Raw genomic sequence first — 24,795 nt, 5'->3', positions numbered from 1 at the left:
GTGCCGCTCTCGGAGCACGAGCAGCGCATGCTCGAGCAGATGGAGCGAGCGCTGTACGCCGAAGATCCCAAGTTCGCGACAGCGCTCGAGGGAAGCGGGCTGCGTACGTACACCCGGCGACGGGTCTACCAGGCGGTCGCGGGCTTCCTCGTAGGTATTGCGCTCCTCATGGCCGGTATGGTCGCCCAGCAGGTCTGGCTCAGCGTGGTGGGCTTCCTCGTCATGCTGGGTTGTGCGGTCCTCGCCGTGACCGGCTGGCGCAAGGCCCCGAAGCCGGGTGAGCAGCCCGCCGCCGGTGCCGGACCACAGACACGCCGTCAGGGGCGTCAAAAACGCTCCATGATGGACCGCATCGACGAGCGCTGGCAGCGGCGCCGTGACGAGCAGCAGGGCGGCCAGTAGTCCAGGCGGCCGCTCCACCAGGACATCCGCGTGAGGGGGTGACCACCGATCGGTGGTCACCCCCTCACGCGTACCCGCGGGCGCCCCGGGCGCCCGCGCGTACCCGTGGGGTCCGGGCCGTGCCGCACCCGCCCGACGAGCCAGGGGGCCGCGCTGCCGCGTGGCCCCCGCTCTGCCGTGGCCCGCCCGGCACACACCGCGCCGCACGGGCCGACAACTCAGCCCTGCGCACGGGCCGACAACTCAGCCCTGCTGTCCCGGCGCCTTCCGCAGCGTCGGCCGGACCGCCGCGACCCGCCGCTTCGACGCCGTCCACCAGGCCGACGCCGCCCACACCACCCGTACGGTCGAACGCGGGGCGAACCGTGCGCGCAGCCGTGTGGCACGGCCGACCCCGGCCCGCAGGCCGGCCTCCGCCCGGCGCACGTCCTCCGTGAGACCCGACGTCAGGCGCGGGCGGGGCGCGTAGAGAGCCTGCTCCACGGCGTCCGCCACCCGGTGCACCGACGCCGCGGCCGCCGGATCGAGCTGCCCGAGCCGGACGATGCGGGCCGCCGCCCTGCGCGGCGTCTGCGACTCCTCCGGCAGGATCCCGAAGTCCCACGCCGTGTCGGTCAGCTCCTGCCAGACCGCCAGGGTGTGCGGCCCCGCGTCCGCCTCGCCACGGCCGTGCGCCCCCAGCCGCACCGCGCGGGTGCGCATCCGCCACAGCATCGGTGCCAGCGGGACCAGCAGCACCGCGAGCCCGCCCAGGACCCAGGCCAGCACCGCGTACCACTTCGGTCCGCTGCCGCCCGTGACCGGCGCCGCCGCCGCGGACTCGCTCGCACAGGCCTCCAGCTTCTTGTCCTGGGCCGAGCAGGACTCGCTCACCGAGGGTGCCGCCGACGGCTCCGTCCGCGCGTCCCGGGACGGCAGCGCGGGGTCCGGGACCGAGCTGTCCGGCGTGTCCGTCAGGGTGTACGAGGGAGTCGAGCCACGGGTCGGTGTGGGCTCGAAGCGGGTCCAGCCCACGCCCTCGAAGTACACCTCGGGCCAGGCGTGCGCGTCCCGCAGCCCCACCGACACCGAGCCGTCCGCCTGCGGGGACCCCGGTGCGAAGCCGACCGCGACCCTGGCCGGAATGCCCAGGGAGCGGGCCATGGCGGCCATGGCGAAGGAGAAGTGGACGCAGAAGCCCTGCTTGTCCTTCAGGAAGCGGGCGATCGCCTCCGAACCGCTGCCGACCTTCACCTGGGTGTCGTACTCGAAACCGCCGTTGACCGCGAAGTACTCCTGGAGCCGGACCGCCTGCTCATAGGGGTTCGCCGCGCCGGCCGTGACCTGTCGGGCGGTCTGGGAGACCACCTCCGGCAAGGAGTCCGGCAGCTCCGTGTACTCCCGCTTCAGGGCACCCGGCGGCTGCGGTGCCGCGGCGAGCTGGTCCGCCGTCGGCCGCACGCTCAGGCTCCGCACCTCGTACGTCAGCCCGCGTGTGTTCTGGCCGTGGTCGCCGACCAGTGTCATGCCGACGGGTTCGTAGCGCCAGTTGCCGGCGACCCGGACGCCGCTCGGCGGGTACGGCATCGGCAGCCAGTCCTGGGCGTACCAGTCCGCGGCCGAGATGGTGGCCCGGGTCTCCGCACGCTCGATGTCGGGGCCGAGGCCGACCGGCGTCGGGAAGGCACCGTTCGGCACGGCGGTGATGTGCCGCTTGGAGGGCTTCCACGTGGTGCCGTCGAAGTCGTCCAGGGACACGATGCGCAGGTACAGGTTCGCTATGTCGTTCGAGTCGGTGTCGACGGAGAGGACCTGGCGGTTCTCGTCGACGTTGAGGCTGTCACGCAGGGAGACCAGGGGGTTCACCGCGGAGATCGTGCCCCCGCCCCCGGTGCCGTCGCCGACGCCCGACCTCGCGCTGTCCAGCAGCCCGCCGTCCATCGCGGGCAGGGCGAGCGGCACCACCAGGGCGATGCCCAGCGCGAAGGCGCCGATGCGCCGCCCCGTGCGGACCGGAGCGACCGCCCCGCTCGGCTCCCCGCCCGGCGTCCTCGGTGCGCCGCCGAAGACCCGGCCCCACTGCGCGAGCCGGTCGCGTCCCTCGGCCAGCAGCAGCATCAGATAGCCGGCCGCGGCGACCAGGAACCACAGCCAGTCCGTGCCGCCCTCGGACAGCCCCGCGGCCACCGAGTAGAGCGCGAGCAGCGGCAGCCCCGCCGGGGCGGCGCTGCGGAAGGTCACCGCGAGGGTGTCCACCAGCAGCCCGATCACCAGGACCCCGCCGACCAGCATCAGCCGGATGCCGTCGGACCCCAGCGGCGCCGGGATCGCGTACCGCGCGATGTCGTCGCCCCCCTGTTGCAGCAGGTCGGCGAAGCGCTGGAAGGCCTGCGGGCCGGGGACCAGCCCGGCGAGCGCCTGCTGCCGGGCGAAGACCAGCGTCAGGAGCAGCAGCGTGACCACGGCCTGCGCGGCGACGGTCAGCGGCCGGGCCAGCGGCACCCGGCGCGCCACCGCGCCCACCCCGGACTGGACCGCCAGGAGGAACGCGGCCTGCAGGATCCAGGTGGCCGGATCGACCAGGGGCAGCATCGCGCACGCCGTCATCAGCGTGGCCGCCCACGCGCACAGGGCCAGCCGAGCCCGCCCGCTCATCGCGAACCCTCCTCACCGGCGGCTGTCCCGCGACCGGGGCGACCGGGGCGTGTCCGCCCCCGGTGCCGGTCGGGCCCGCCGGGCCCCGTGTACAGCGCCGGTCCGTTCATCCCGTGCCCTCCCCGCCGCTCGCCGCCGTGAGGCCGCTGCGCTCGCGGTCCGCCAGGCGCCACACTTCCTCCAGGGGGGCGCCCCGCGGGACGCCCACGGCGGTCCAGCCCGCCTCACGCAGCATCCGCAGCCGCTCCCCGCCCCCGTCCGCCGGGCCGGGGACCGCGGGCGACTCCCGCTCCCAGGCCCCGCCGTCCAGGACGAAGGCGACGGCACCACCGCTGCGCTGCCGCATCTTGGCCGCCACCGTGGCCTGTTCCTCGTCCAGATCGCCGAAGAACGCCACCAGCAGCCCCTCGTTCCCGCCGCGCAGCACGTCGTAGGCGCGGGACAGGCCCGTGCCGTCGGAGTGGTCGATCACGGCGAGGGTGTCCATCATCAGCCCGGCCGCGTCGGCCGTGCCCTGGCTCGCGCCCGCGAAGCCGTCGGCCCCCTCGCCGGGCACCGAGTTGCCGGTGTCCGTCAGCAGCCGGACGGAGAAGCCCCGCTCCAGCATGTGCACCAGCACGGAGGCCGCGCCCGAAACCGCCCATTCGAAGGCGGAGTCGGGGCCCGCGCCCTCGTAGGCCAGGCCCCGGGTGTCAAGGAGCACCGTGCAGCGGGCTCGTTGGGGCTGCTCCTCGCGGCGCACCATGAGCTCGCCGTAGCGCGCGGTGGAGCGCCAGTGCACGCGGCGCAGGTCGTCGCCGTAGCGGTACCCGCGCGGGATCACGTCGTCGTCGCCCGCCAGTGCCAGCGAGCGCTGCCGGCCCTCGCCGTACCCCCTCGCCTCCCCGCTCAGCCGCACCGGCGGCAGCGCCTCCACACGCGGGATGACGGTCAGGGTGTCGTACGTGGAGAAGGAGCGGGTCAGCTCGCACAGCCCGAAGGGATCGGTCAGGCGCAGTTGCAGCGGGCCCAGCGGGTAGCGCCCGCGCAGGTCCGAGCGGACCCGGTAGGACACCTCGCGGCGGCCGCCGGGCTCCACCCGGTCGAGGACGAAGCGGGGGCGCGGCCCCAGTACGTAGGGGACGCGGTCCTGGAGCATCAGCAGACCGGTGGGCAGCCGCGAGACGTTGTCGACGCGCAGATGGACCCGGGCCTCGCTGCCCGCGGGCACCCGCCCCGGGGAGAGCCGGCGGCTGCCCGCCACCCGGTAGCGGGTGCGGTAGAGCACCGTCGCGCAGACCAGGGGCAGCACGCTCAGCAGCAGTCCGACCCGCAGCAGGTCGCTCTGTCCGAGGACGTAGGCGCAGACCGCGGCGGCGATGCCGGCGGCCAGGAAGGAACGCCCGCGGGTGGTCAGACCGGTCAGGGCGGTGCGGATGCCGCCGCCCTCGCCCCGGTCGTCCTCCGACCGGTCCGTCCCCCCGGCGTCCATCACAGCCTCCGCGGCGGTTGCTGGCCGTACGCCGACGCGCCGCGGCCCATGCCGAAGCCCGTCTGCTGCTGGGGCGCCGCCGGCACCGGAGTGCGCTGCAGGATCTCCTGGACGACCTGCTCGGCGGTGCGGCGGTTGAGCTGGGCCTGGGCGGTGGGCAGCAGGCGGTGGGCCAGGACGGCGACCGCGAGGGCCTGCACGTCGTCCGGCAGCGCGTACTCCCGGCCGCTCAGGGCGGCGGACGCCTTCGCCGCGCGCAGCAGATGCAGCGTGGCGCGCGGCGAGGCGCCGAGTCTCAGGTCCGGGTGGGTGCGGGTCGCGGCGACCAGGTCCACCGCGTACCGCCGGACCGGGTCCGCGACGTGGACGCCCCGGACGGCCTCGATCAGCTTGAGGATCTCGTGCGCGTGCGCCACCGGCTGGAGGTCGTCCAGCGGATTCACCCCGCCGTGCACGTCGAGCATCTGGAGCTCGGCCTCCGGGCTCGGGTAGCCGATGGAGACCCGCGCCATGAAGCGGTCGCGCTGGGCCTCCGGCAGCGGGTAGGTGCCCTCCATCTCGACCGGGTTCTGCGTGGCCACCACCATGAAGGGGCTGGGCAGCTCGTAGGTCTGCCCGTCGATGGTGACCTGGCGCTCCTCCATCGACTCCAGCAGCGCGGACTGGGTCTTGGGCGAGGCGCGGTTGATCTCGTCGCCGATCACCACCTGCGCGAAGATGGCGCCCGGCTTGAACTCGAAGTCCCGGCGCTGCTGGTCCCAGATGGACACCCCGGTGATGTCCGAGGGCAGCAGGTCCGGCGTGAACTGGATCCGGCGCACGGAGCAGTCGATCGACCGCGCCAGCGCCTTGGCCAGCATGGTCTTGCCGACGCCCGGGACATCCTCGATCAACAGGTGTCCCTCGGCGAGCAACACGGTCAGGGAGAGCCGTACGACCTCGGGCTTGCCCTCGATCACGTCCTCCACCGAACCGCGTACGCGCTCGACCACAGCGGTCAGATCAGTGAGGCTCGCTCGATCGTCATAGGTCGTCACCCGGCCCTCCTCGGCCTTTCCCGCGCTCCCTGGGAAGCGGGGTTACCCCAACTTGCCGGGCCGTCCCCGCAGTGCGGACCGACCCCACCCCGAATCACGGACACCGCGCGGAAAAAGTTCCGCGCGACATCACTTCCCGCATTCTTGCCGCCGTTACCGATTCGTGTCACTCGCCTGTGGACAACTGGCCGCGATATGTCAGGCCTTGCGGCCTTTGCGGCGCTTGGGCGGCGAGGGTCGCCGGGCCGGGCCGACTGGTCAGGCGGGGTCGACCTCGCGGAGCAGGCCGGTCTTCACGTCGTAGACAAAGCCGCGTACGTCGTCCGTGTGCGGCAGGAAGGGCGAGGTCCTGACCCGCTGGATGGACTGCCGTACGTCCTGGTCGACGTCGCGGAAGGACTCCACCGCCCAGCCGGGGCGCTGGCCCACCTCCAGCTCCAGTTCGTGCCGGAACTCCTCGGTGAGGGTCTCCATGCCGCACGCCGTGTGGTGGACGAGGATGACGCTGCGGGTGCCGAGCGCCCGCTGGCTGATGGTGAGGGAGCGGATCACGTCGTCGGTGACGGCGCCGCCGGCGTTGCGGATGACGTGGCAGTCGCCGTTGCGCAGACCGAGCGCGGCGGTCACGTCCAGACGCGCGTCCATGCAGGCCACGACGGCGGCCTGCAGGGCGGGGCGGCCTGCCAGTTCGGCGTCGGCGAACTCGGTGGCGTACCGCGCGTTCGCCTCGACGAGGCGGTCGGTGACGGAGCCGTCGCCGGTGGCGGCGGACGCGGAGCCTGCGGGAATCGATGCAGAAGTCGTCATAACCATGACGTTACTGGTCACCCTTGCTCCGGACCCGCTGTGAAGAGGGACAAAGAACGCCATCACGGCTTGTTGTGAGCCACCCCACAGACCCGCACGGGTGCATCCGTGCGGGTGAAGTGCCACCTCGCGCCGATTCGTGTGCGCCCGCGTCCGCGACGCGCAGGCCGGTTGATTGACCGGGCGACACGGTGGACTAAAGTGACGCGAAGCGGGAGGCGAGGCTCTCCCTGCTGGACTGAAACCCCGGAGACCTGGACGACGTCCCGCCAGATCTCCCCACGTGCGCGGCGCGTACGTACGGCTCGGCCTCCTCCCGCTCCCGGCCGGCCGACGCCTCCGGCGCCGGCAGGCCTCCCCTTCACGAGCGAGCGGGTGGGGACCCGGCGGTGCGTGACGCCGTGCCGGACCTGAGAGGCCGCCCCACTTGAGCCAGAGTCGACACGTCCCGGTGATGCTCCAGCGGTGCCTGGACCTGCTGGCGCCCGCCCTCCAGGAGCCGGGCGCCGTGGTCGTCGACTGCACGCTGGGACTCGGCGGGCACAGCGAGGCGCTCCTCACCCGCTTCCCCGACGCCCGCCTCGTCGCCCTCGACCGGGACAAGGAGGCGCTGCGCCTGTCCGGCGAGCGGCTCGCCCCGTACGGGGAGCGCGCCACCCTGGTGCACGCCGTGTACGACGAACTGCCCGACGTGCTGGACCGCCTCGGCGTCCCGCGCGTCCAGGGCGTGCTGTTCGACCTCGGCGTCTCCTCCATGCAGCTCGACGAGGCGGACCGCGGTTTCGCCTACGCCCAGGACGCCCCGCTGGACATGCGCATGGACCAGACGACCGGCATGAGCGCCGCCGAGGTCCTCAACACCTACCCGCCGGGCGAACTCGTCCGCATCCTGCGGGCGTACGGCGAGGAGAAGCAGGCCAAGCGGATCGTGTCCGCGATCGTGCGGGAGCGCGACAAGGAGCCGTTCAGTAACAGCGCACGGCTCGTGGAGCTGATCCGCGCCGCCCTGCCGCAGGCGGCCAAGCGCACCGGCGGCAACCCGGCCAAGCGCACCTTCCAGGCCCTGCGCATCGAGGTCAACGGCGAGCTGTCCGTCCTGGAGCGGGCGGTCCCGGCCGCCGTCGAGGCCCTCGACGTGGGCGGACGGATCGCCGTCCTGTCGTACCACTCCCTGGAGGACCGGCTCGTCAAGCAGGTGTTCGCGGCCGGCGCGGCGAACACCGCACCCCCCGGACTGCCGGTCGTGCCCGAACGCTACGCGCCCCGGCTCAAGCTCCTCACGCGCGGTGCCGAACTTCCCACCGAGCAGGAGATCGCCGAGAACCGGCGGGCGGCGCCGGCCCGGCTGCGCGGAGCCCAGCGGATCAGGGAGTCCATCGGGTGAAGCGAGAGAGGCAGGCCAGGTGCGGGTGCGGACGGTCCACCCGGGCCGAGGGGAGGACGAGTGGGTAGGAACCCCGAGCTGAAGGGGCGGGCGGCCCGGTTGGCCCGGCTCTTCCCGCCCGGCGGCGCACGGGGCCAGGCGGCCCGAGCCCCCTTCGTCCTCCTCGTGGTCGTCCTCCTCGGCGGCGGCCTCATCGGGCTCCTGCTGCTGAACTCCGCCCTGAGCGAGGGCTCGTTCCAGCTGGACGACCTGAAGCAGGAGACGAAGGAGCTCACCGACGAGGAGCAGGCGCTCCAACGGGACATCGACGCCTACTCCGCCCCCCGGGCCCTCCAACGCCGCGCCCGCGAGCTGGGCATGGTGCCCGGCGGTGACCCCGCCTTCCTCGCCCCCGACGGCTCCGTCAAGGGCTCGCCGAGCCCCGCGCCCACCGCGGTCACCCCGCTGGTCGTCGCCCCCGAGGCGCTGACCGCGCCGCCCGGCACGGACACGCTGTCGACGGACACGTCCGGCACCGGCACGTCCCCCGGTGTCGCGCCCTCCACCACCGGGCCCGCCGGCCCGGCCCCCGGTACGGCGGCCGGCTCCACGGCAGCGACCGACCCGACCCCGACCCCCGGCAGGTGACGGAAGTGTCCGACAGGGAACCGCCGCGCCGCCGCGTGCCCGGACCCGCCAGGCCCGTACGCCCCGGCGGGCGGCGGCAGCCGGGCCCCGGCTCCCGGCCGGCCCGCCGGCCCGGCCCGCCCCGGCCGGCCGCGCCCCGTGTCATCCGCCTGGGCAGCCCCCGCCCGCGGCTGCGCCTGATCGGCCTCGCGCTGACCCTGGTGCTGTCCGCGTTCGTCGTGCGGCTGCTCCAGGTGCAGGCCGTCGACGCCGGCACGTACACCGCCAAGGCCGAGCAGAACCACTACGTCGTCCACAAACTCCCCTCCGAGCGCGGCGGGATCACCGACCGCAACGGCGTCGCCCTCGCGTCCACGGTGGACGCCTACGACATCACCGCCGACCCGACGCTGTTCACCCGCGAGCAGCTGAAGGTCGGCGACGGTCCCGAGCAGGCGGCGGCGCTCCTCGCGCCGATCCTCGGCGAGGACCAGGAGGACCTGGTCGACCGGCTCCGCCCCGAGAACAAGAAGCTGCGCTACGTCGTCCTCGCTCGCCGGCAGACCCCACAGGTCTGGAACCAGATCAAGGACCTGAAGAGCGCGCTCACCAAGAAGGCGGAGACGGACGAGTCCGTGGTCAACGTCCTCGCGGGCGTCCTCGCCGACCCCAGCAGCAAACGCGTGTACCCGGGCGGTGACCTCGCCGCCTCCATCCTGGGCTGGGTCAACGCCGACGGCGAGGGTGGCGGCGGCCTCGAACGGAAGCTGAACGAGACGCTGGCCGGCAAGGACGGCGAGATCCGCTACGTGCAGTCCGGCGGCCGCCAGGTGCCCACCGCCGGCTCCACCGAGACGCCCGCCGTGCCCGGCAGCGACGTCGAGCTCACCATCGACCGCGACATCCAGTGGGCGGCCCAGGAGGCGATCAGCGCGCAGGTGGAGAAGTCCAAGGCGGACGGGGGCTACGTCATCGTCCAGGACACCGCCACCGGCGAGATCCTCGCCATGGCCAACTCGCCCGGCTTCGACCCGGCCGACCTCGCCCACGCCGACCCGGACGCGCTCGGCAACGCGGCCCTCCAGGACGCCTTCGAGCCCGGCTCCACCGCCAAGGTGATGTCGATGGCGGCGGTACTGGAGGAGAACGCCGCCACGCCCGGCACCCACATCACCGTCCCCAACCGGCTCAAGCGCGGCGACCGGCTCTTCAAGGACGACGTCGACCACCCGACCTGGTACCTCACGCTCAACGGCGTACTCGCCAAGTCCAGCAACATCGGCACCATCATGGCCACCGGCGAGCTCGGCAGGACGCAGCAGGAGGCCAACAAGGTGCTCCACTCCTACCTGCGCAAGTTCGGCCTCGGCGGCTACAGCGGCCTCGGCTTCCCGGGAGAGACCAAGGGCATCCTCGCGCCGCCCGACCAGTGGTCGACCTCGCAGCAGTACACGATTCCTTTCGGCCAGGGCGTCTCCGTGAACGCGCTGCAGGCGGCCTCCGTCTACTCGACCATCGCCAACGGCGGCGTCCGCGTCGAGCCCACGCTCGTGCGCGGGACCAAGGGCGACGACGACCGCTTCACCCCGGCACCCGAGCCCAAGAAGACCCGTGTGATCAGCGAGAAGACCGCCAAGACCCTCTCGCGGATGCTGGAGTCGGTCGTCGACGACGAGGAGGGCACCGGTACCAAGGCCCGCATCCCCGGCTACCGGGTCGCGGGCAAGACCGGGACGGCCAACCGGGTGGATCCGGCCACCGGCCAGTACAAGGGATACACCTCCTCCTTCGCCGGGTTCGCCCCCGCCGACAAGCCCCGCGTCACCGTCTACTGCGCCATCCAGAACGCCACGCAGGGCAGCTACTTCGGCGGCCAGATCTGCGGCCCCATCTACAAGCAGGTCATGGAGTTCGCCCTGAAGACCCTCCAGATCCCACCGACCGGGGCCGCCCCCGCGAGGCTCCCGGTCGCCTTCAAACCCTGACAAACCGAGCCAGTACCGAGCCAGCGCCGTTTCAGTACCGAGCCACCAGGAACCACCCGTGACAACGATCACCCCCGAGCCCGGGAACCAGAGCAACCCCAGCCCCTCACTTCGCCGGGAAGCGGGTACGCCCGGTACGCTCACCGCCGTGCCACACGCTGATCAGTCCCAAACCACCCAGAAGGGCCACCCCGTGACCTACCCGGGACCGCCCCGTCCGGTGCGGAACTCCGCCACACCCCTCGCGGAACTCGCCGGTCAACTGGGTGTCGCCGTGCCGGAGGGCACCGCCGCCGTCACGGGCATCACCCATGACTCGCGCGCCGTCCGCCCCGGCGACCTGTACGCCGCCCTGCCCGGCGCCCGGCTGCACGGAGCCGACTTCGCCACCCAGGCCGCCGGCCTCGGCGCCGCCGCCGTGCTGACCGACCCGGCCGGCGCGGAGCGCGTCGCCGCCGCCGGCCTGCCGGCCCTCGTCGTCGACGACCCGCGCGCGCGGATGGGCGAGCTGGCCGCCACGATCTACGGCCACCCCGGCCGCGATCTCCTCCAGATCGGCATCACCGGCACCTCCGGCAAGACCACCACCGCCTACCTCGTCGAGGGCGGTCTGCGCACGGCGAGGTCCACCGGGCTGATCGGCACGGTCGAGATGCGCATCGGCGACGAACGCATCAAGTCCGAGCGCACCACGCCCGAGGCCACCGACCTCCAGGCCCTGTTCGCGGTGATGCGCGAGCGCGGCACCGAGGCGGTCGCCATGGAGGTCTCCAGCCACGCGCTGGTGCTCGGCCGGGTCGACGCGTGCGTCTTCGACATCGCGGTCTTCACCAACCTCAGCCCGGAGCACATGGAGTTCCACTCCGGCATGGAGGACTACTTCCAGGCGAAGGCGCAGCTCTTCACGCCGGAGCGCAGCAGGCTCGGCGTCGTCAACGTCGACGACGAGTACGGGCGCCGCCTCGCGAACGAGGCCACCGTGCCGGTCGTCACCTACTCCGCCGAGGGCCACCCCGACGCCGACTGGCGCGCCGACGAGGTCGAGGTCGGCCCGCTGGACTCGTCGTTCACCGTGTTCGGGCCCAAGGGCGAGCGCGTCCGGGCCAAGTCGCCGCTGGCCGGCCCGTTCAACGTGGCGAACACCCTCGCCGCGATCGTCGCCCTCGCCGCCGCCGGCCTCGATGCGCAGACGGCCGCGGACGGCATCGCCGCGGTGCCGGGCGTGCCCGGCCGCCTGGAGCGCGTGGACGAGGGCCAGCCGTACCTCGCGGTGGTCGACTACGCCCACAAGACCGACGCCGTCGAGTCCGTCCTGCGCGCCCTGCGCAAGGTCACCGAGGGCAGGCTGCACGCCGTGCTCGGCTGCGGCGGCGACCGGGACACCACCAAGCGGGAGCCGATGGGCGCCGCCGTGGCCCGGTTCGCCGACACCGCGGTGCTGACCTCCGACAACCCCCGCTCCGAGGACCCCCTCGCGATCCTCGCCACCATGCTCCAGGGCGCGGCCTCCGTGCCCGCGCACGAGCGCGGCGAGGTCCAGGTCTTCGAGGACCGGGCCGCCGCGATCGCCGCCGCCGTCGCCCGGGCCGAGCCCGGCGACACCGTGGTGGTGGCGGGCAAGGGCCACGAGCAGGGCCAGGACATCGCCGGGGTGGTCCGTCCCTTCGACGACCGCCAGGTGCTCCGCGAAGCCATCAGGAAGACCCCCGTCCAGAAGACCCAGGGATGAAGTCCCGAATGATCCAGATGATCCAGGGGATGAACTTGTGATCGCCCTCTCTCTCGCCGAGATCGCAGAAGTCGTCGGCGGGCGGATGCATGACATACCGGACGCGTCCGTGCAGGTCACCGGGCCGGTCGTCCGGGACTCGCGGGAAGCGGGGCCCGGCAGCCTGTTCGTCGCCTTCGTCGGCGAGCGGGTGGACGGCCACGACTACGCGCCGTCGGTCGTCGAGGCGGGCGCGGTGGCCGTGCTCGGCTCCCGGCCCGTCGGCGTGCCCGCGATCGTCGTGGACGACGTACAGACCGCCCTCGGGGCCCTCGCCCGGCATGTCGTACGGCGCCTCGGCACCACCCTCGTGGCCCTCACCGGGTCCGCCGGCAAGACCAGCACCAAGGACCTCATCGCCCAGGTGCTGCGCCGCAAGGCGCCCACGGTGTTCACGCCGGGCTCCATGAACAACGAGGTCGGGCTGCCGCTCACCGCGCTCACCGCCACCGACGAGACGAGGTTCCTCGTCCTGGAGATGGGCGCCCGCGGCATCGGCCACATCCGCTACCTCACCGAACTCACCCCGCCGAAGGTCGGCCTCGTCCTCAACGTCGGCTCCGCGCACATCGGCGAGTTCGGCGGCCGGGAGCAGATCGCCCAGGCCAAGGGCGAACTCGTCGAGGCGCTGCCGCCGGCCGAGGAGGGCGGTGCCGCGATCCTCAACGCGGACGACCCGCTCGTACGGGCCATGGCCTCCCGAACGAAGGCGAAGGTGATCCTTTTCGGAGAGTCCGACGAAGCGGACGTTCGCGGTGAGAACGTGCGACTCACGGACAGCGGACAGCCCTCGTTCAGGCTTCACACACCCTCCGGTGCAAGCGATGTGACCATGCGCCTGTACGGTGAGCACCACGTGTCGAACGCGCTCGCCGCGGCCGCCGTCGCCCACGAGTTGGGCATGTCCGCAGACGAGATCGCCACCGCGCTCTCCGAGGCGGGCTCCCTCTCCCGCTGGCGGATGGAGGTCACCGAGCGCCCGGACGGCGTGACGGTCGTCAACGACGCCTACAACGCGAACCCCGAGTCGATGAAGGCCGCGCTGCGTGCGCTGGTCGCCATGGGCAAAGCCGCACAGGCGAAGGGGGGCCGTACGTGGGCGGTGCTCGGCAAGATGGCCGAGCTCGGGGACGAGGCGCTCGCCGAGCACGACGCGGTCGGACGGCTCGCCGTCCGGCTCAACGTCAGCAAGCTCGTCGCGGTCGGGGGCAGGGAAGCCCAATGGCTGCAACTGGGCGCATATAACGAGGGTTCGTGGGGTGAGGAGTCGGTGCACGTGTCCGACGCACAGGCGGCGGTCGACCTGTTGCGCAGCGAGTTGCGCCCGGGAGACGTCGTACTCGTGAAGGCGTCCCGTTCGGTGGGTCTGGAGCGCGTCGCCACGGCGCTGCTGGAGACCGGCGCCGAGGGTGAGGTCGCCGCCCGATGATGAAGCAGATCCTGTTCGCGGGAGTCATTGGCCTCTTCCTGACGCTGGTCGGCACCCCGCTGCTGATCAAGCTGCTGGCCCGCAAGGGCTACGGCCAGTACATCCGCGACGACGGCCCGCGCGAGCACGCCAGCAAGCGCGGTACGCCGACGATGGGCGGTATCGCCTTCATCTTCGCCACGGTCGCCGCCTACTTCCTGGCCAAGGTGATCACCAGCTATCTGGATCCCGAGGCGGACGCGGCGCCGACCTTCTCGGGCCTGCTGGTGCTCGGCCTGATGGTGGGCATGGGCCTGGTCGGCTTCCTCGACGACTACATCAAGATCGTCAAGAGGCGTTCGCTGGGGCTCCGGGCCAAGGCGAAGATGGCCGGCCAGCTGATCGTCGGCATCGGATTCGCGGTGCTCTCGCTCCAGTTCGCCGACAACCGCGGCAACACCCCGGCCTCCACGAAGCTGTCGTTCATCACCGACTTCGGCTGGTCCATCGGCCCGGTGCTGTTCGTCATCTGGGCGCTGTTCATGATCCTCGCGATGTCGAACGGCGTGAACCTGACCGACGGCCTGGACGGTCTGGCCACCGGCGCCTCCGTCCTGGTCTTCGGTGCCTACACCTTCATCGGCGTCTGGCAGTTCCAGGAGTCCTGCGCCAACGCGCTGACCCTGACCAACCCGGGCGCCTGCTACGAGGTGAGGGACCCCCTCGACCTCGCGGTGGTCTCCTCCGCGCTGATGGGCGCCTGCCTCGGCTTCCTCTGGTGGAACACCTCACCGGCCAAGATCTTCATGGGTGACACCGGTTCGCTCGCCCTCGGCGGTGTGCTGGCGGGCCTGGCGATCTGCTCGCGCACCGAGCTGCTGATGGCCATCCTCGGCGGCCTGTTCGTCCTGATCACCATGTCGGTGGTCATCCAGGTCGGCTCCTTCCGCCTCACCGGCAAACGCGTCTTCCGGATGGCGCCACTCCAGCACCACTTCGAACTCAAGGGCTGGTCCGAGGTCCTTGTGGTGGTCCGCTTCTGGATCATCCAGGGCATCTGCGTGATCGTCGGACTGGGCCTCTTCTACGCGGGATGGGCAGCGGACAAGTGACCTCCTCCTCGGTGCCTTCCGAATTCCGGGGCAAGCACGTCACCGTCGCCGGCCTGGGCGTCTCCGGCGTCCCGGCGGCCAGGGTGCTGCACGGCCTCGGCGCCCACGTCACGGTCGTCAACGACGGCGACGACGAGCGCGCGCGGGTGCAGGCGGCGGACCTGGAGAAGCTCGGCGTCACCGTGCGCCTGGGCGCAGGCTCCGCCGCGGGCCTGCCCGAGGGCACCGAGCTGATCGTCACCGCGCCGGGCTGGAAGCCGGACAAGCCGCTGTTCACGGCGGCCCGCGAGGCCGGCGTCCCCGTCTGGGGCGACGTCGAACTGGCCTGGCGCCTGCGCGGCCTGGACGGCAGGCCGGCGGCGCCCTGGCTGGCGGTCACCGGCACCAACGGCAAGACCACCACCGTCCAGATGCTCGCGTCGATCCTCGGGGCCGCGGGCCTGCGCACCGCCGCCGTCGGCAACATCGGCGTCTCGCTGCTGGACGCGGTCACCGGCGACGAGGAGTACGACGTCCTCGCGGTGGAGCTGTCCAGCTACCAGCTCCACTGGGCGTCGTCCCTGCGCGCCCACTCGGCGGCGGTGCTCAACCTCGCCCCCGACCACCTCGACTGGCACGGCTCCATGGAGGCCTACGCCGCCGACAAGGGCCGTATCTACGAGGGCAATCGCGTCGCCTGCGTGTACAACGTGGCCGACAAGGCGACCGAGAACCTGGTCCGCGAGGCCGACGTCGAGGAGGGCTGCCGCGCCGTCGGCTTCACCCTCGGCACTCCGGCACCCGGCCAACTCGGCGTCGTGGAGGGCATCCTGGTCGACCGGGCCTTCGTCGAGGACCGGCAGAAGAACGCCCAGGAGCTCGCCGAGATCTCCGACGTGAACCCGCCGGCCCCGCACAACATCGCCAACGCCCTCGCCGCGGCGGGTCTCGCCCGGGCCTTCGGCGTCTCCGCCGCCGCCGTGCGCGACGGGCTGCGCGCCTTCACACCGGACGCCCACCGCATCGCGCACGTCGCCGACGTCGACGGGGTGGCGTACGTGGACGACTCCAAGGCGACCAACACCCACGCCACCGAGGCCTCCTTGGCGGCGTACGAGTCGATCGTCTGGATCGCCGGCGGGCTGGCCAAGGGCGCGACCTTCGACGAACTGGTCGCGGGGGCGGCGAAGCGCCTGCGCGGAGCCGTGCTCATCGGCGCGGACCGCGCCCTGATCCGCGAAGCCCTGGCGCGACACGCCCCCCAGGTACCCGTGGTCGACCTCGACCGGACCGACACTGGGGCGATGCTCCAGGCCGTCCAGGAGGCCCAGCGACTCGCCCGGCCCGGCGACACGGTGCTGCTGGCCCCGGCCTGTGCCTCCATGGACATGTTCACCAACTACAACAAGCGTGGTGACGCGTTCGCGGAGGCCGTTCGCGAACTCGGCGCCTGACCCGGCCGCCTCCTGCGCCGGGAGACCTCGGGAGGGACGCGTGGGACGGTCCATGCCGACGTACAGCGGAGGCCACGATGCCCGGTAGCCCCCAGAGCCGTACCGGGCGTCCGCCCGTGCAGCGGGCCGTCAAACGACCCGCCGCGCCCGGGCCGGTGCACGAGAACCCCGTGCTCCGCCTCTACCACCGCCTGCGCCGCGCCTGGGACCGGCCGCTGACCGCGTACTACCTGATCTCCGGCGGCAGCGCGCTGATCACCGTGCTCGGCCTGGTGATGGTCTACTCGGCCTCCCAGATCACCGCGCTCCAGCTGTCGCTGCCGGGGTCGTACTTCTTCCGCAAGCAGTTCCTGGCCGCCCTGATCGGCGCCGGGCTGCTGGTGGCCGCCATGCGGATGCCGGTGAAGCTGCACCGTGCGCTCGCCTACCCGATCCTCGCCGGCGCCGTCTTCCTGATGATCCTGGTGCAGGTGCCGGGGATAGGAGTGGCGGTCAACGGCAACCAGAACTGGATCTCGCTGGGCGGCTCCTTCCAGATCCAGCCCAGTGAGTTCGGGAAGCTGGCACTGGTCCTGTGGGGCGCGGACCTCCTGGCCCGCAAGCAGGACAGGAGGTTGCTGACGCAGTGGAAGCACATGCTGGTGCCGCTGGTGCCGGCCGCCTTCATGCTGCTCGGGCTGATCATGATCGGTGGCGACATGGGCACGGCGATCATCCTGACCGCCATCCTGTTCGGCCTGTTGTGGCTGGCGGGCGCGCCCACCCGGCTGTTCGCGGGCGTGCTGTCGATCGCCGTGCTGCTGGGTTTCATCCTCATCAAGACCAGCCCCAACCGCATGGCCCGGCTGAACTGCCTCGGTGCCACCGACCCCGGGCCGGGCGACGCCTGCTGGCAGGCCGTGCACGGCATCTACGCCCTCGCCTCGGGCGGACTGTTCGGTTCCGGACTGGGTGCCAGCGTGGAGAAATGGGGCCAACTCCCGGAGGCCCACACGGACTTCATCTTCGCCGTCACCGGTGAGGAACTGGGTCTGGCGGGAACGCTGTCGGTGCTCGCCCTCTTCGCGGCTCTAGGCTATGCGGGTATCCGCGTGGCCGGACGCACGGAGGACCCCTTCGTGAGGTATGCCGCGGGAGGCGTGACCACCTGGATCACGGCCCAGGCCGTGATCAACATCGGTGCGGTCCTCGGGCTGCTGCCGATCGCCGGTGTCCCGCTCCCGCTGTTCTCCTACGGGGGTTCCGCCCTGCTGCCGACCATGTTCGCCATCGGTCTGCTGATCGCCTTCGCGCGTGACGAGCCCGGTGCGCGGGCGGCGCTCGCGCTGCGGCAACCTCGCTTTGGTAGAAAGCGGGGAGCCGGGGGCACCGGGTCCAAGCGGAGCCCACGGAGTTGGAACACGATGCGACGGCGTGCCTCGGCGGCGCGCTCGTCCGGAGAGCGGTGAATTTCGGTGCATGTCGTACTCGCCGGCGGAGGAACCGCGGGCCACATCGAGCCCGCGCTCGCCCTCGCGGACGCCCTGCGCAGGCAGGATCCGACCGTGGGGATCACGGCCCTGGGCACGGAACGCGGCCTCGAGACCCGCCTCGTACCCGAGCGCGGGTACGAACTGGCGCTGATCCCGGCCGTACCGCTGCCACGCAAGCCCACCCCCGAGCTGATCACCGTCCCGGGCCGGCTGCGCGGCACCATCAAGGCGACCGAGCAGATCCTGGAGCGCACCAAGGCGGACGCCGTGGTCGGCTTCGGCGGCTACGTCGCCCTGCCCGGCTACCTCGCGGCCAAACGGCTCGGCGTGCCGATCGTCGTCCACGAGGCCAACGCCCGCCCGGGCCTGGCCAACAAGATCGGCTCGCGCTACGCGGCGCAGGTCGCGGTCTCCACCCCGGACAGCAAGCTGCGCAACGCCCGCTACATCGGGATCCCGTTGCGCCGCTCCATCGCCACCCTGGACCGGGCCGCCGCCCGTCCCGAGGCCCGCGCGGCGTTCGGGCTCGACCCCAACCTGCCCACGCTGCTGGTCACCGGTGGCTCGCAGGGCGCCCGCCGTCTCAACGAGGTCGTCCAGCAGGTCGCACCCTGGCTCCAGCAGGCCGGGATCCAGATCCTGCACGCGGTCGGCCCCAAGAACGAACTGCCGCAGGTCCACCAGATGCCGGGAATGCCCCCGTACATCCCGGTAAGTTACCTGGACCGGATGGACCTCGCGTACGCCGCGGCCGACATGATGCTCTGCCGCGCGGGCGCGATGACCGTCGCCGAACTCTCCGCCGTCGGACTTCCGGCCGCCTACGTTCCGCTGCCCATCGGCAACGGTGAACAGCGGCTGAACGCCCAGCCGGTGGTCAAGGCCGGCGGTGGACTGCTGGTCGACGACGCGGAACTGACGCCCGAGTGGCTTCAGCACAACGTCCTGCCCGTGCTGGCCGACCCGCACCGGCTGTACGAGATGTCCCGCGCCGCGGCGGAGTTCGGCCGCCGGGACGCCGACGACCTCCTCGTCGGCATGGTGTACGAGGCGATCGCCGCCCGCGCGCACCGCTAGAGACTGACGGAAGGCAGGGGAGCGTGGCCGGACCGACCACCGCCGAGCGCGGGGAACGCCAGCAGGAGTCGTCCGGCCCGCCCGGTGCGCGGCGGTTCGGCCCGCCCCGTCTTCGTACGATCATCATTCTGGCCGTCGCGCTCGTGCTCCTCGCGGGCGGGACGGTCTGGCTGCTCTACGGTTCGAACTGGACGCGCGTACGGAGCGTGTCGGTCACCGGAACCCGTGTGCTGACGTCCGCGCAGGTGCGCGAGGCCGCCGAGGTGCCCGTCGGGGACCCGCTGGTCTCCGTCGACACCGAGGCGATCGAGGCCCGGTTGCGCCGTGAACTGCCGCGCATCGACGAGGTCGAGGTCGAGCGCTCCTGGCCGCACGGGATCGGGCTGAAAGTGAGGGAGCGTACTCCGGTCCTGATTGTCGAAAAGGGCCGGAAGTTCGTGGAAGTGGACGAGGAAGGTGTCCGGTTCGCCACGGTCTCCCGGGCCCCGAAAGGCGTGCCCGGGCTGGAATTGAAGCCCGCCCGGTCGGGCTCCGCCGCGGCCAGTCTGCGCCGCTTCGACGAGGGCCGCCTGGTGGTGGAGGCGGTGCGGGTGGCCGGCCGCCTGCCGGGCGCGGTCGCCCGGGACGCACGGGTCGTCAAGGTTCGTTCCTACGACGACATCTCGGTCGAACTGAGCGGCGGCCGGACCGTCGCCTGGGGGAGCGGGGAACAGGGGGCGCGCAAGGCCGGTGCGCTCGCCGCGCTGATGAAAGCGACGCCCGGGGCGCGGCACTTCGACGTGAGTGTTCCCACCGCCCCCGCGTCATCAGGGAGTTGACGGGTATACACGCAGGCCAGCACCCTGGTTGGGCAGCGCTACGGCTGATCACATAGGGTGAAAAGAAAAACGGGAGGTTCGGCGTGTTCGTTGAACGTGCGCCACTTGTCGACTTAGTGTCCTGTTCAGAAGACTCCAAGGAACAGACACACTGGTAACCCTGAACTTCAGCGTTAGGGTTCGGGTCGGCGCTACGGACCGTCCCAATCGGCATCAGTCGTCGGTCGCGGGGCAGCAGTGCTTCGGCGATCCGACGACACGTAACTCGAGGCGAGAGGCCTTCGACGTGGCAGCACCGCAGAACTACCTCGCAGTCATCAAAGTCATCGGTGTCGGCGGCGGTGGTGTCAATGCCATCAACCGGATGATCGAGGTCGGTCTCAAGGGCGTCGAGTTCATCGCCATCAACACCGACGCGCAAGCTCTGTTGATGAGCGACGCCGACGTCAAGCTCGACGTCGGCCGTGAACTCACCCGCGGACTCGGCGCCGGAGCCAACCCGGCCGTCGGCCGCAAGGCCGCCGAGGACCACCGCGAGGAGATCGAGGAGGTCCTCAAGGGGGCCGACATGGTCTTCGTGACAGCCGGCGAAGGCGGCGGCACCGGCACCGGCGGCGCGCCCGTCGTGGCCAACATCGCCCGCTCGCTGGGCGCCCTCACCATCGGCGTGGTCACCCGCCCGTTCACCTTCGAGGGACGGCGCCGGGCCAACCAGGCCGAGGACGGAATCGCGGAACTCCGCGAAGAGGTCGACACCCTCATCGTCATCCCCAACGACCGGCTGCTGTCCATCTCGGACCGCCAGGTCAGCGTGCTGGACGCGTTCAAGTCCGCCGACCAGGTGCTGCTGTCCGGTGTGCAGGGCATCACCGACCTCATCACCACCCCGGGCCTGATCAACCTGGACTTCGCCGACGTGAAGTCGGTCATGTCCGAGGCCGGTTCCGCCCTCATGGGAATCGGCTCGGCCCGCGGCGACGACCGCGCGGTGGCCGCGGCGGAGATGGCGATCTCCTCGCCGCTGCTGGAGGCGTCCATCGACGGCGCCCGGGGCGTGCTGCTCTCCATCTCCGGCGGCTCGGACCTCGGCCTGTTCGAGATCAACGAGGCCGCCCAGCTGGTCAGCGAGGCCGCCCACCCCGAGGCCAACATCATCTTCGGCGCGGTCATCGACGACGCCCTCGGCGACGAGGTCCGGGTCACCGTGATCGCGGCCGGCTTCGACGGGGGCCAGCCGCCGTCCAAGCAGCGGGACAACGTCCTCGGGTCCACCTCGGCCAAGCGCGAGGAGCCCGCCCCGGCGCGGCAGACCGAGAGCCGCCCGTCCTTCGGTTCGCTCGGCAGCGTCAAGCCGAAGGAGGAGCCGGAGCCGGCCCCGGCGCCGGAGCCGGTGAGCGACCTGCCGCCGGTCGCCCCGCCGCCGGTCCCGCCGTCCCGGACCTACTCGGACAGCGCGGCCGAGGAACTGGACGTGCCGGACTTCCTGAAGTGATAGGACAGCGCGACACCGTGAACGGCGCGCACTTCGGCTTCACCGACCGGTGGGGCGGAGTGAGCGCCGTTCCGTACGAGGAGCTCAACCTCGGCGGCGCGGTCGGCGACGACCCCGGCGCCGTGACGGCCAACCGGGAGCTGGCGGCCAAGTCGCTGGGCGTCGACCCGGCCCGGGTGGTCTGGATGAACCAGGTGCACGGCGCCGACGTCGCTGTGGTCGACGGACCCTGGGGGGACCGCCCGGTCCCGCGGGTCGACGCGGTCGTCACCGCCGAACGCGGTCTCGCCCTCGCCGTCCTCACCGCCGACTGCGTGCCCGTCCTGCTGGCCGACCCCGTCGCCGGTGTCGCCGCCGCGGCCCACGCGGGCCGGCCCGGCCTGGTCGCGGGGGTCGTCCCCGCCGCCGTACGGGCCATGGCGGATCTCGGCGCCGACCCCGCCCGCGTCGTCGCCCGCACCGGACCCGCCGTGTGCGGCCGGTGCTACGAGGTGCCCGAGGAGATGCGCGCCGAGGTGACCGCCGTCGAGCCGGCGGCGCACGCCGAGACCAGCTGGGGTACGCCCGCGGTCGACGTGGCCGCCGGAGTGCACGCGCAGCTCGAGCGCCTCGGGGTGCTCGACCGGGAGCGGTCGCCGGTGTGCACCCGGGAGTCGAAGGACCACTTCTCGTACCGACGCGACCGCACCACCGGGCGGCTCGCGAGCTATGTCTGGCTGGACTGATGGGGCATGACGGACCGTAAGCAGGAACTCGCCGCGAACCTGGCGAAAGTGGAAGAGCGCATCGCCGCCGCCTGTGCGGCGGCGGGCCGCCGGCGCGACGAGGTGACCCTGATCGTGGTCACCAAGACCTACCCGGCGGACGATGTGCGGATCCTCTCCGGCCTCGGCGTGCGCCATGTCGCCGAGAACCGCGACCAGGACGCGGCCCCCAAGGCCGCGGCATGCTCGGATCTGCCGCTTTCGTGGCATTTCGTCGGCCAGTTGCAGACCAACAAGGTGCGCTCCGTGGCCGGTTACGCGGACGTCGTGCAGTCCGTCGACCGCCCCAAGCTGGTCACGGCCCTGTCGAGGGAGGCCGTACGCACCGGACGCGAGGTGGGCTGCCTCCTCCAGGTCGCGCTCGACGCGGGGGAGAGCGGTCGCGGCGAGCGCGGTGGCGTCGGCCCCGGGGGGATCGAGGAGTTGGCCGACCTGGTCGCCGGGGCGGAAGGGCTGCGGCTCGACGGGCTGATGACCGTCGCTCCCCTCACCGGCGAGTACGCGGGGCGCCAACAGGCGGCGTTCGAGCGCCTCATGGATTTGTCGACCTGCGTGCGCCGGACCCATCCGGCTGCGAACATGGTCTCCGCAGGAATGAGCGCGGACCTCGAGCAGGCCGTGGCCGCCGGAGCGACACATGTACGCGTCGGCACCGCGGTACTCGGAGTCCGCCCCAGGCTCGGGTAACGTCGCCAAGAAGTCGGACCACAGCAGAAAATATGGTCATTACCGCCGAAAGGCGGAAGCAACGACCTCGTGGATCGCAGGCACTTGGCAGTCGTCAGCCGATCCACCACAGAGCGGAGGACTCAGAGCATGGCCGGCGCGATGCGCAAGATGGCGGTCTACCTCGGCCTCGTGGAGGACGATGGGTACGACGGCCGGGGGTTCGACCCCGACGACGACTTCGAACCCGAGCTGGACCCGGAGCCCGAACGGGATCACCGGCGGCACGAACCGGTGCACCAGCCCCATGGTTCACATCAGCCCCAAAGGGACGAAGAGGTACGAGTCGTACAACCGCCCGCGCAGCGCGAGCCGGTGCCCCGCTCCACTTCGCTCGCGGCGGAATCGAGCCGCCCGGCGCGGATCGCGCCCGTGGCATCCATCACACAAGAACGCGCAAGCCTGGAAAAGAGCGCACCGGTCATCATGCCCAAGGTCGTGTCCGAACGAGAGCCCTACCGGATCACCACACTTCACCCCCGGACCTACAACGAGGCCCGTACCATCGGGGAACACTTCCGTGAGGGCACACCGGTGATCATGAATCTCACTGAGATGGATGACACAGATGCGAAGCGACTTGTCGACTTTGCGGCCGGTTTGGTGTTTGGTCTTCACGGCAGTATCGAGCGGGTGACGCAGAAGGTGTTCCTGCTGTCTCCTGCTAACGTCGATGTCACGGCGGAGGACAAGGCCCGCATCGCAGAGGGCGGGTTCTTCAACCAGAGCTGAGACGCACCACCGGTACAGAGCAAGAACACGGATCCGAGAACCGGGTCCGAGAGATGGTTCAGGGGAGAGGGAAGCACAGGTCATGAGCGTGGTCCTGGATGTCGTCTACATCGCGCTGATGTGCTTCCTCATCGTGCTCATCTTCCGGTTGGTCATGGACTACGTCTTCCAGTTCGCCCGCTCGTGGCAACCCGGCAAGGCGATGGTGGTCGTTCTGGAGGCCACCTACACTGTCACCGATCCACCGTTGAAGCTTCTGCGGCGGTTCATTCCGCCGCTGCGTCTCGGGGGCGTGGCGCTCGACCTGTCCTTCTTCGTACTGATGATCATCGTCTACATCCTGATCTCGATCGTGAGCCGGCTGTGATCGATGAGAGAGATACGGGCTTGCCGAATGCCGACGACAACGTTGAGGTGAAGAGATGCCGTTGACCCCCGAGGACGTGCGGAACAAGCAGTTCACGACCGTCCGCCTCCGAGAAGGCTATGACGAGGACGAGGTCGATGCCTTCCTCGACGAGGTCGAAGCCGAACTGACCCGGCTGCTCCGCGAGAACGAGGACCTGCGCGCCAAGCTGGCCGCGGCGACGCGCGCGGCTGCGCAGAACCAGCAGAACATGCGCAAGCCCCCGGAACCGCCGCAGGATCAGCAGCAACAGCAGCATCAGCAGCAGCACCCGCAGCAGGGGATGCCGCAGCAGGGCATGCGAGGTCCCGGCGCTCCGGTGCCCGCCGGCATATCGGGCCCGCCGCAGCAGCAGATGGGTGGCCCCATGGGTGGCCCGCCCCAGCTGCCGAGCGGTGCCCCGCAGCTGCCCGCCGGCCCCGGTGGTCAGGGTGGTCCGCAGGGTCCCGGCCCGATGGGCCAGGGTCCGGGACCGATGGGCCAGGGCGGCCCCGGTCCGATGCAGGGCCAGATGGGCCCCGGCCCGATGGGCGGCCCCATGGGCGGTCCGCAGGGTCCTGGCGGTCCCGGCATGCCCGGTCAGGGCGGCCCCGGCGGCGACAGCGCCGCCCGTGTCCTGTCGCTGGCCCAGCAGACCGCCGACCAGGCGATCGCGGAGGCCCGTTCCGAGGCCAACAAGATCGTCGGCGAGGCCCGTTCGCGTGCCGAGGGTCTGGAGCGGGACGCGCGTGCCAAGGCCGACGCCCTGGAGCGGGACGCGCAGGAGAAGCACCGCGTCGCGATGGGCTCCCTGGAGTCCGCCCGCGCCACGCTGGAGCGCAAGGTCGAGGACCTGCGCGGCTTCGAGCGCGAGTACCGGACGCGGCTGAAGTCGTACCTGGAGTCGCAGCTGCGTCAGCTGGAGACCCAGGCGGACGACTCGCTGGCCCCGCCGCGTACGCCCGCCACGGCCTCTCTGCCGCCGTCCCCGGCGCCCTCGATGGCTCCGGCCGGCGCGAGCGCCCCGTCCTACGGCGGCAACCAGTCGATGGGCAGCGGGCCGGGTCAGTCCGGGCCGTCCTACGGCGGTCAGCAGCAGATGTCGCCGGCGATGACCCAGCCGATGGCGCCGGTGCGTCCGCAGGGCCCGTCGCCGATGGGGCAGGCACCCTCGCCGATGCGCGGGTTCCTGATCGACGAGGACGACAACTGAGGTGTTCCGGACCGACGTCCGGTAGGTAGTACGGCGTTGCCTTCGGCGGCGTTCAGGGCGGGCCCCGGG

The 24,795-nt window shown here is 71.8% G+C and carries 21 protein-coding genes; 17 read left to right on the top strand and 4 right to left on the bottom strand.

Translation table 11 applies throughout. From position 1 onward, the window contains the following. The gene (locus SAM23877_RS10265; protein WP_053129412.1) at positions 1–402 is read left to right on the top strand and encodes a spore wall synthesis complex protein; all 402 of its coding nucleotides are present in this window, start codon (positions 1–3) and stop codon (positions 400–402) included. Between the two features lie 243 nt (positions 403–645). Here SAM23877_RS10265 and SAM23877_RS10260 read toward each other — a convergent pair whose 3' ends face one another. The 4 genes from SAM23877_RS10260 to SAM23877_RS10245 form a co-directional block, all read right to left on the bottom strand. Continuing rightward, complete coding sequence (locus tag SAM23877_RS10260; RefSeq protein ID WP_053129409.1) at positions 646–3,036, bottom strand: transglutaminase TgpA family protein; 2,391 nt, start codon at positions 3,034–3,036, stop codon at positions 646–648. A gap of 106 nt (positions 3,037–3,142) precedes the next feature. Continuing rightward, a complete protein-coding gene (locus SAM23877_RS10255; RefSeq protein WP_053129406.1) occupies positions 3,143–4,507 on the bottom strand; it encodes a DUF58 domain-containing protein in 1,365 nt (454 codons plus the stop codon). After that, positions 4,507–5,544: an AAA family ATPase gene (locus SAM23877_RS10250; protein ID WP_053129404.1), complete on the bottom strand. Its 1,038-nt coding sequence runs from the start codon at positions 5,542–5,544 to the stop codon at positions 4,507–4,509. The genes SAM23877_RS10255 and SAM23877_RS10250 overlap by 1 nt, the downstream gene beginning before the upstream one ends. Before the next feature lie 258 nt (positions 5,545–5,802). Then, positions 5,803–6,351, bottom strand: coding sequence for a beta-class carbonic anhydrase (locus SAM23877_RS10245; protein WP_053129402.1), 549 nt, complete (start codon positions 6,349–6,351; stop codon positions 5,803–5,805). Positions 6,352–6,778: 427 nt separating this feature from the next. Between SAM23877_RS10245 and rsmH the strand changes: the two genes are divergently transcribed. The 16 genes from rsmH to divIVA all read left to right on the top strand — a co-directional run bounded on the left by rsmH (position 6,779) and on the right by divIVA (position 24,726). Beyond that, complete coding sequence (gene rsmH / locus SAM23877_RS10240; RefSeq protein ID WP_079030121.1) at positions 6,779–7,735, top strand: 16S rRNA (cytosine(1402)-N(4))-methyltransferase RsmH; 957 nt, start codon at positions 6,779–6,781, stop codon at positions 7,733–7,735. 60 nt (positions 7,736–7,795) lie between these two features. After that, positions 7,796–8,362 carry a cell division protein FtsL gene (gene ftsL, locus SAM23877_RS10235; protein ID WP_053129396.1) on the top strand — a complete coding sequence of 189 codons (567 nt, stop codon included), beginning with the start codon at positions 7,796–7,798 and terminating at the stop codon, positions 8,360–8,362. Next, a complete protein-coding gene (locus tag SAM23877_RS10230; protein WP_053129393.1) occupies positions 8,359–10,326 on the top strand; it encodes a peptidoglycan D,D-transpeptidase FtsI family protein in 1,968 nt (655 codons plus the stop codon). The genes ftsL and SAM23877_RS10230 overlap by 4 nt, the downstream gene beginning before the upstream one ends. A gap of 193 nt (positions 10,327–10,519) precedes the next feature. Further along, on the top strand, positions 10,520–12,055 hold the full coding sequence (locus tag SAM23877_RS10225) for a UDP-N-acetylmuramoyl-L-alanyl-D-glutamate--2,6-diaminopimelate ligase (RefSeq protein ID WP_053129389.1): 1,536 nt from the start codon (positions 10,520–10,522) through the stop codon (positions 12,053–12,055). A gap of 37 nt (positions 12,056–12,092) precedes the next feature. Further along, positions 12,093–13,523 carry a UDP-N-acetylmuramoyl-tripeptide--D-alanyl-D-alanine ligase gene (locus tag SAM23877_RS10220; RefSeq protein WP_053129386.1) on the top strand — a complete coding sequence of 477 codons (1,431 nt, stop codon included), beginning with the start codon at positions 12,093–12,095 and terminating at the stop codon, positions 13,521–13,523. Continuing rightward, complete coding sequence (gene mraY, locus SAM23877_RS10215; RefSeq protein WP_053129383.1) at positions 13,523–14,614, top strand: phospho-N-acetylmuramoyl-pentapeptide-transferase; 1,092 nt, start codon at positions 13,523–13,525, stop codon at positions 14,612–14,614. Before SAM23877_RS10220 ends, mraY begins: the two co-directional genes overlap by 1 nt. A gap of 11 nt (positions 14,615–14,625) precedes the next feature. Continuing rightward, positions 14,626–16,047, top strand: coding sequence for a UDP-N-acetylmuramoyl-L-alanine--D-glutamate ligase (gene murD, locus SAM23877_RS10210; protein WP_079030674.1), 1,422 nt, complete (start codon positions 14,626–14,628; stop codon positions 16,045–16,047). Between the two features lie 77 nt (positions 16,048–16,124). Next, positions 16,125–17,495, top strand: a complete 1,371-nt coding sequence (gene ftsW / locus SAM23877_RS10205) for a putative lipid II flippase FtsW (protein WP_053129378.1) — start codon at positions 16,125–16,127, stop codon at positions 17,493–17,495. A 6-nt stretch (positions 17,496–17,501) separates the two neighbouring features. Next, complete coding sequence (gene murG, locus SAM23877_RS10200) at positions 17,502–18,596, top strand: undecaprenyldiphospho-muramoylpentapeptide beta-N-acetylglucosaminyltransferase (protein WP_053129366.1); 1,095 nt, start codon at positions 17,502–17,504, stop codon at positions 18,594–18,596. Positions 18,597–18,619: 23 nt separating this feature from the next. Continuing rightward, positions 18,620–19,414: a cell division protein FtsQ gene (gene ftsQ, locus SAM23877_RS10195; RefSeq protein ID WP_053129363.1), complete on the top strand. Its 795-nt coding sequence runs from the start codon at positions 18,620–18,622 to the stop codon at positions 19,412–19,414. A gap of 286 nt (positions 19,415–19,700) precedes the next feature. Continuing rightward, entirely contained in the window at positions 19,701–20,906 is a 1,206-nt protein-coding gene (gene ftsZ / locus SAM23877_RS10190) for a cell division protein FtsZ (RefSeq protein WP_053129350.1), read from the top strand. After that, positions 20,903–21,631: a peptidoglycan editing factor PgeF gene (gene pgeF / locus SAM23877_RS10185; RefSeq protein ID WP_053129347.1), complete on the top strand. Its 729-nt coding sequence runs from the start codon at positions 20,903–20,905 to the stop codon at positions 21,629–21,631. Before ftsZ ends, pgeF begins: the two co-directional genes overlap by 4 nt. A 6-nt stretch (positions 21,632–21,637) precedes the next feature. Next, positions 21,638–22,357 carry a YggS family pyridoxal phosphate-dependent enzyme gene (locus tag SAM23877_RS10180; protein ID WP_053129345.1) on the top strand — a complete coding sequence of 240 codons (720 nt, stop codon included), beginning with the start codon at positions 21,638–21,640 and terminating at the stop codon, positions 22,355–22,357. 129 nt (positions 22,358–22,486) lie between these two features. Beyond that, on the top strand, positions 22,487–23,128 hold the full coding sequence (locus SAM23877_RS10175) for a cell division protein SepF (protein ID WP_053129341.1): 642 nt from the start codon (positions 22,487–22,489) through the stop codon (positions 23,126–23,128). A gap of 82 nt (positions 23,129–23,210) precedes the next feature. After that, positions 23,211–23,495 carry a YggT family protein gene (locus tag SAM23877_RS10170; RefSeq protein WP_007448661.1) on the top strand — a complete coding sequence of 95 codons (285 nt, stop codon included), beginning with the start codon at positions 23,211–23,213 and terminating at the stop codon, positions 23,493–23,495. A gap of 55 nt (positions 23,496–23,550) precedes the next feature. Beyond that, positions 23,551–24,726, top strand: coding sequence for an apical growth/hyphal branching protein DivIVA (gene divIVA / locus SAM23877_RS10165; RefSeq protein WP_053129338.1), 1,176 nt, complete (start codon positions 23,551–23,553; stop codon positions 24,724–24,726). Positions 24,727–24,795 lie beyond the last annotated feature (69 nt).

It is taken from the genome of Streptomyces ambofaciens ATCC 23877, from assembly GCF_001267885.1.
Taxonomy (GTDB): domain Bacteria; phylum Actinomycetota; class Actinomycetes; order Streptomycetales; family Streptomycetaceae; genus Streptomyces; species Streptomyces ambofaciens.
This window is presented reverse-complemented; position numbering and strand designations above follow the sequence as displayed.

Excerpts from the sequence above, each read along its gene's own strand:
- SAM23877_RS10175 (WP_053129341.1), top strand. The coding sequence starts at position 22,487 with ATGGCCGGCGCGATGCGCAAGATGGCGGTCTACCTCGGCCTCGTGGAG.
- SAM23877_RS10245 (WP_053129402.1), bottom strand. The coding sequence starts at position 6,351 with ATGACGACTTCTGCATCGATTCCCGCAGGCTCCGCGTCCGCCGCCACC.
- mraY (WP_053129383.1), top strand. The coding sequence starts at position 13,523 with ATGAAGCAGATCCTGTTCGCGGGAGTCATTGGCCTCTTCCTGACGCTG.
- SAM23877_RS10260 (WP_053129409.1), bottom strand. The coding sequence starts at position 3,036 with ATGAGCGGGCGGGCTCGGCTGGCCCTGTGCGCGTGGGCGGCCACGCTG.
- ftsW (WP_053129378.1), top strand. The coding sequence starts at position 16,125 with ATGCCCGGTAGCCCCCAGAGCCGTACCGGGCGTCCGCCCGTGCAGCGG.
- divIVA (WP_053129338.1), top strand. The coding sequence starts at position 23,551 with ATGCCGTTGACCCCCGAGGACGTGCGGAACAAGCAGTTCACGACCGTC.
- SAM23877_RS10255 (WP_053129406.1), bottom strand. The coding sequence starts at position 4,507 with ATGGACGCCGGGGGGACGGACCGGTCGGAGGACGACCGGGGCGAGGGC.
- SAM23877_RS10180 (WP_053129345.1), top strand. The coding sequence starts at position 21,638 with ATGACGGACCGTAAGCAGGAACTCGCCGCGAACCTGGCGAAAGTGGAA.
- SAM23877_RS10170 (WP_007448661.1), top strand. The coding sequence starts at position 23,211 with ATGAGCGTGGTCCTGGATGTCGTCTACATCGCGCTGATGTGCTTCCTC.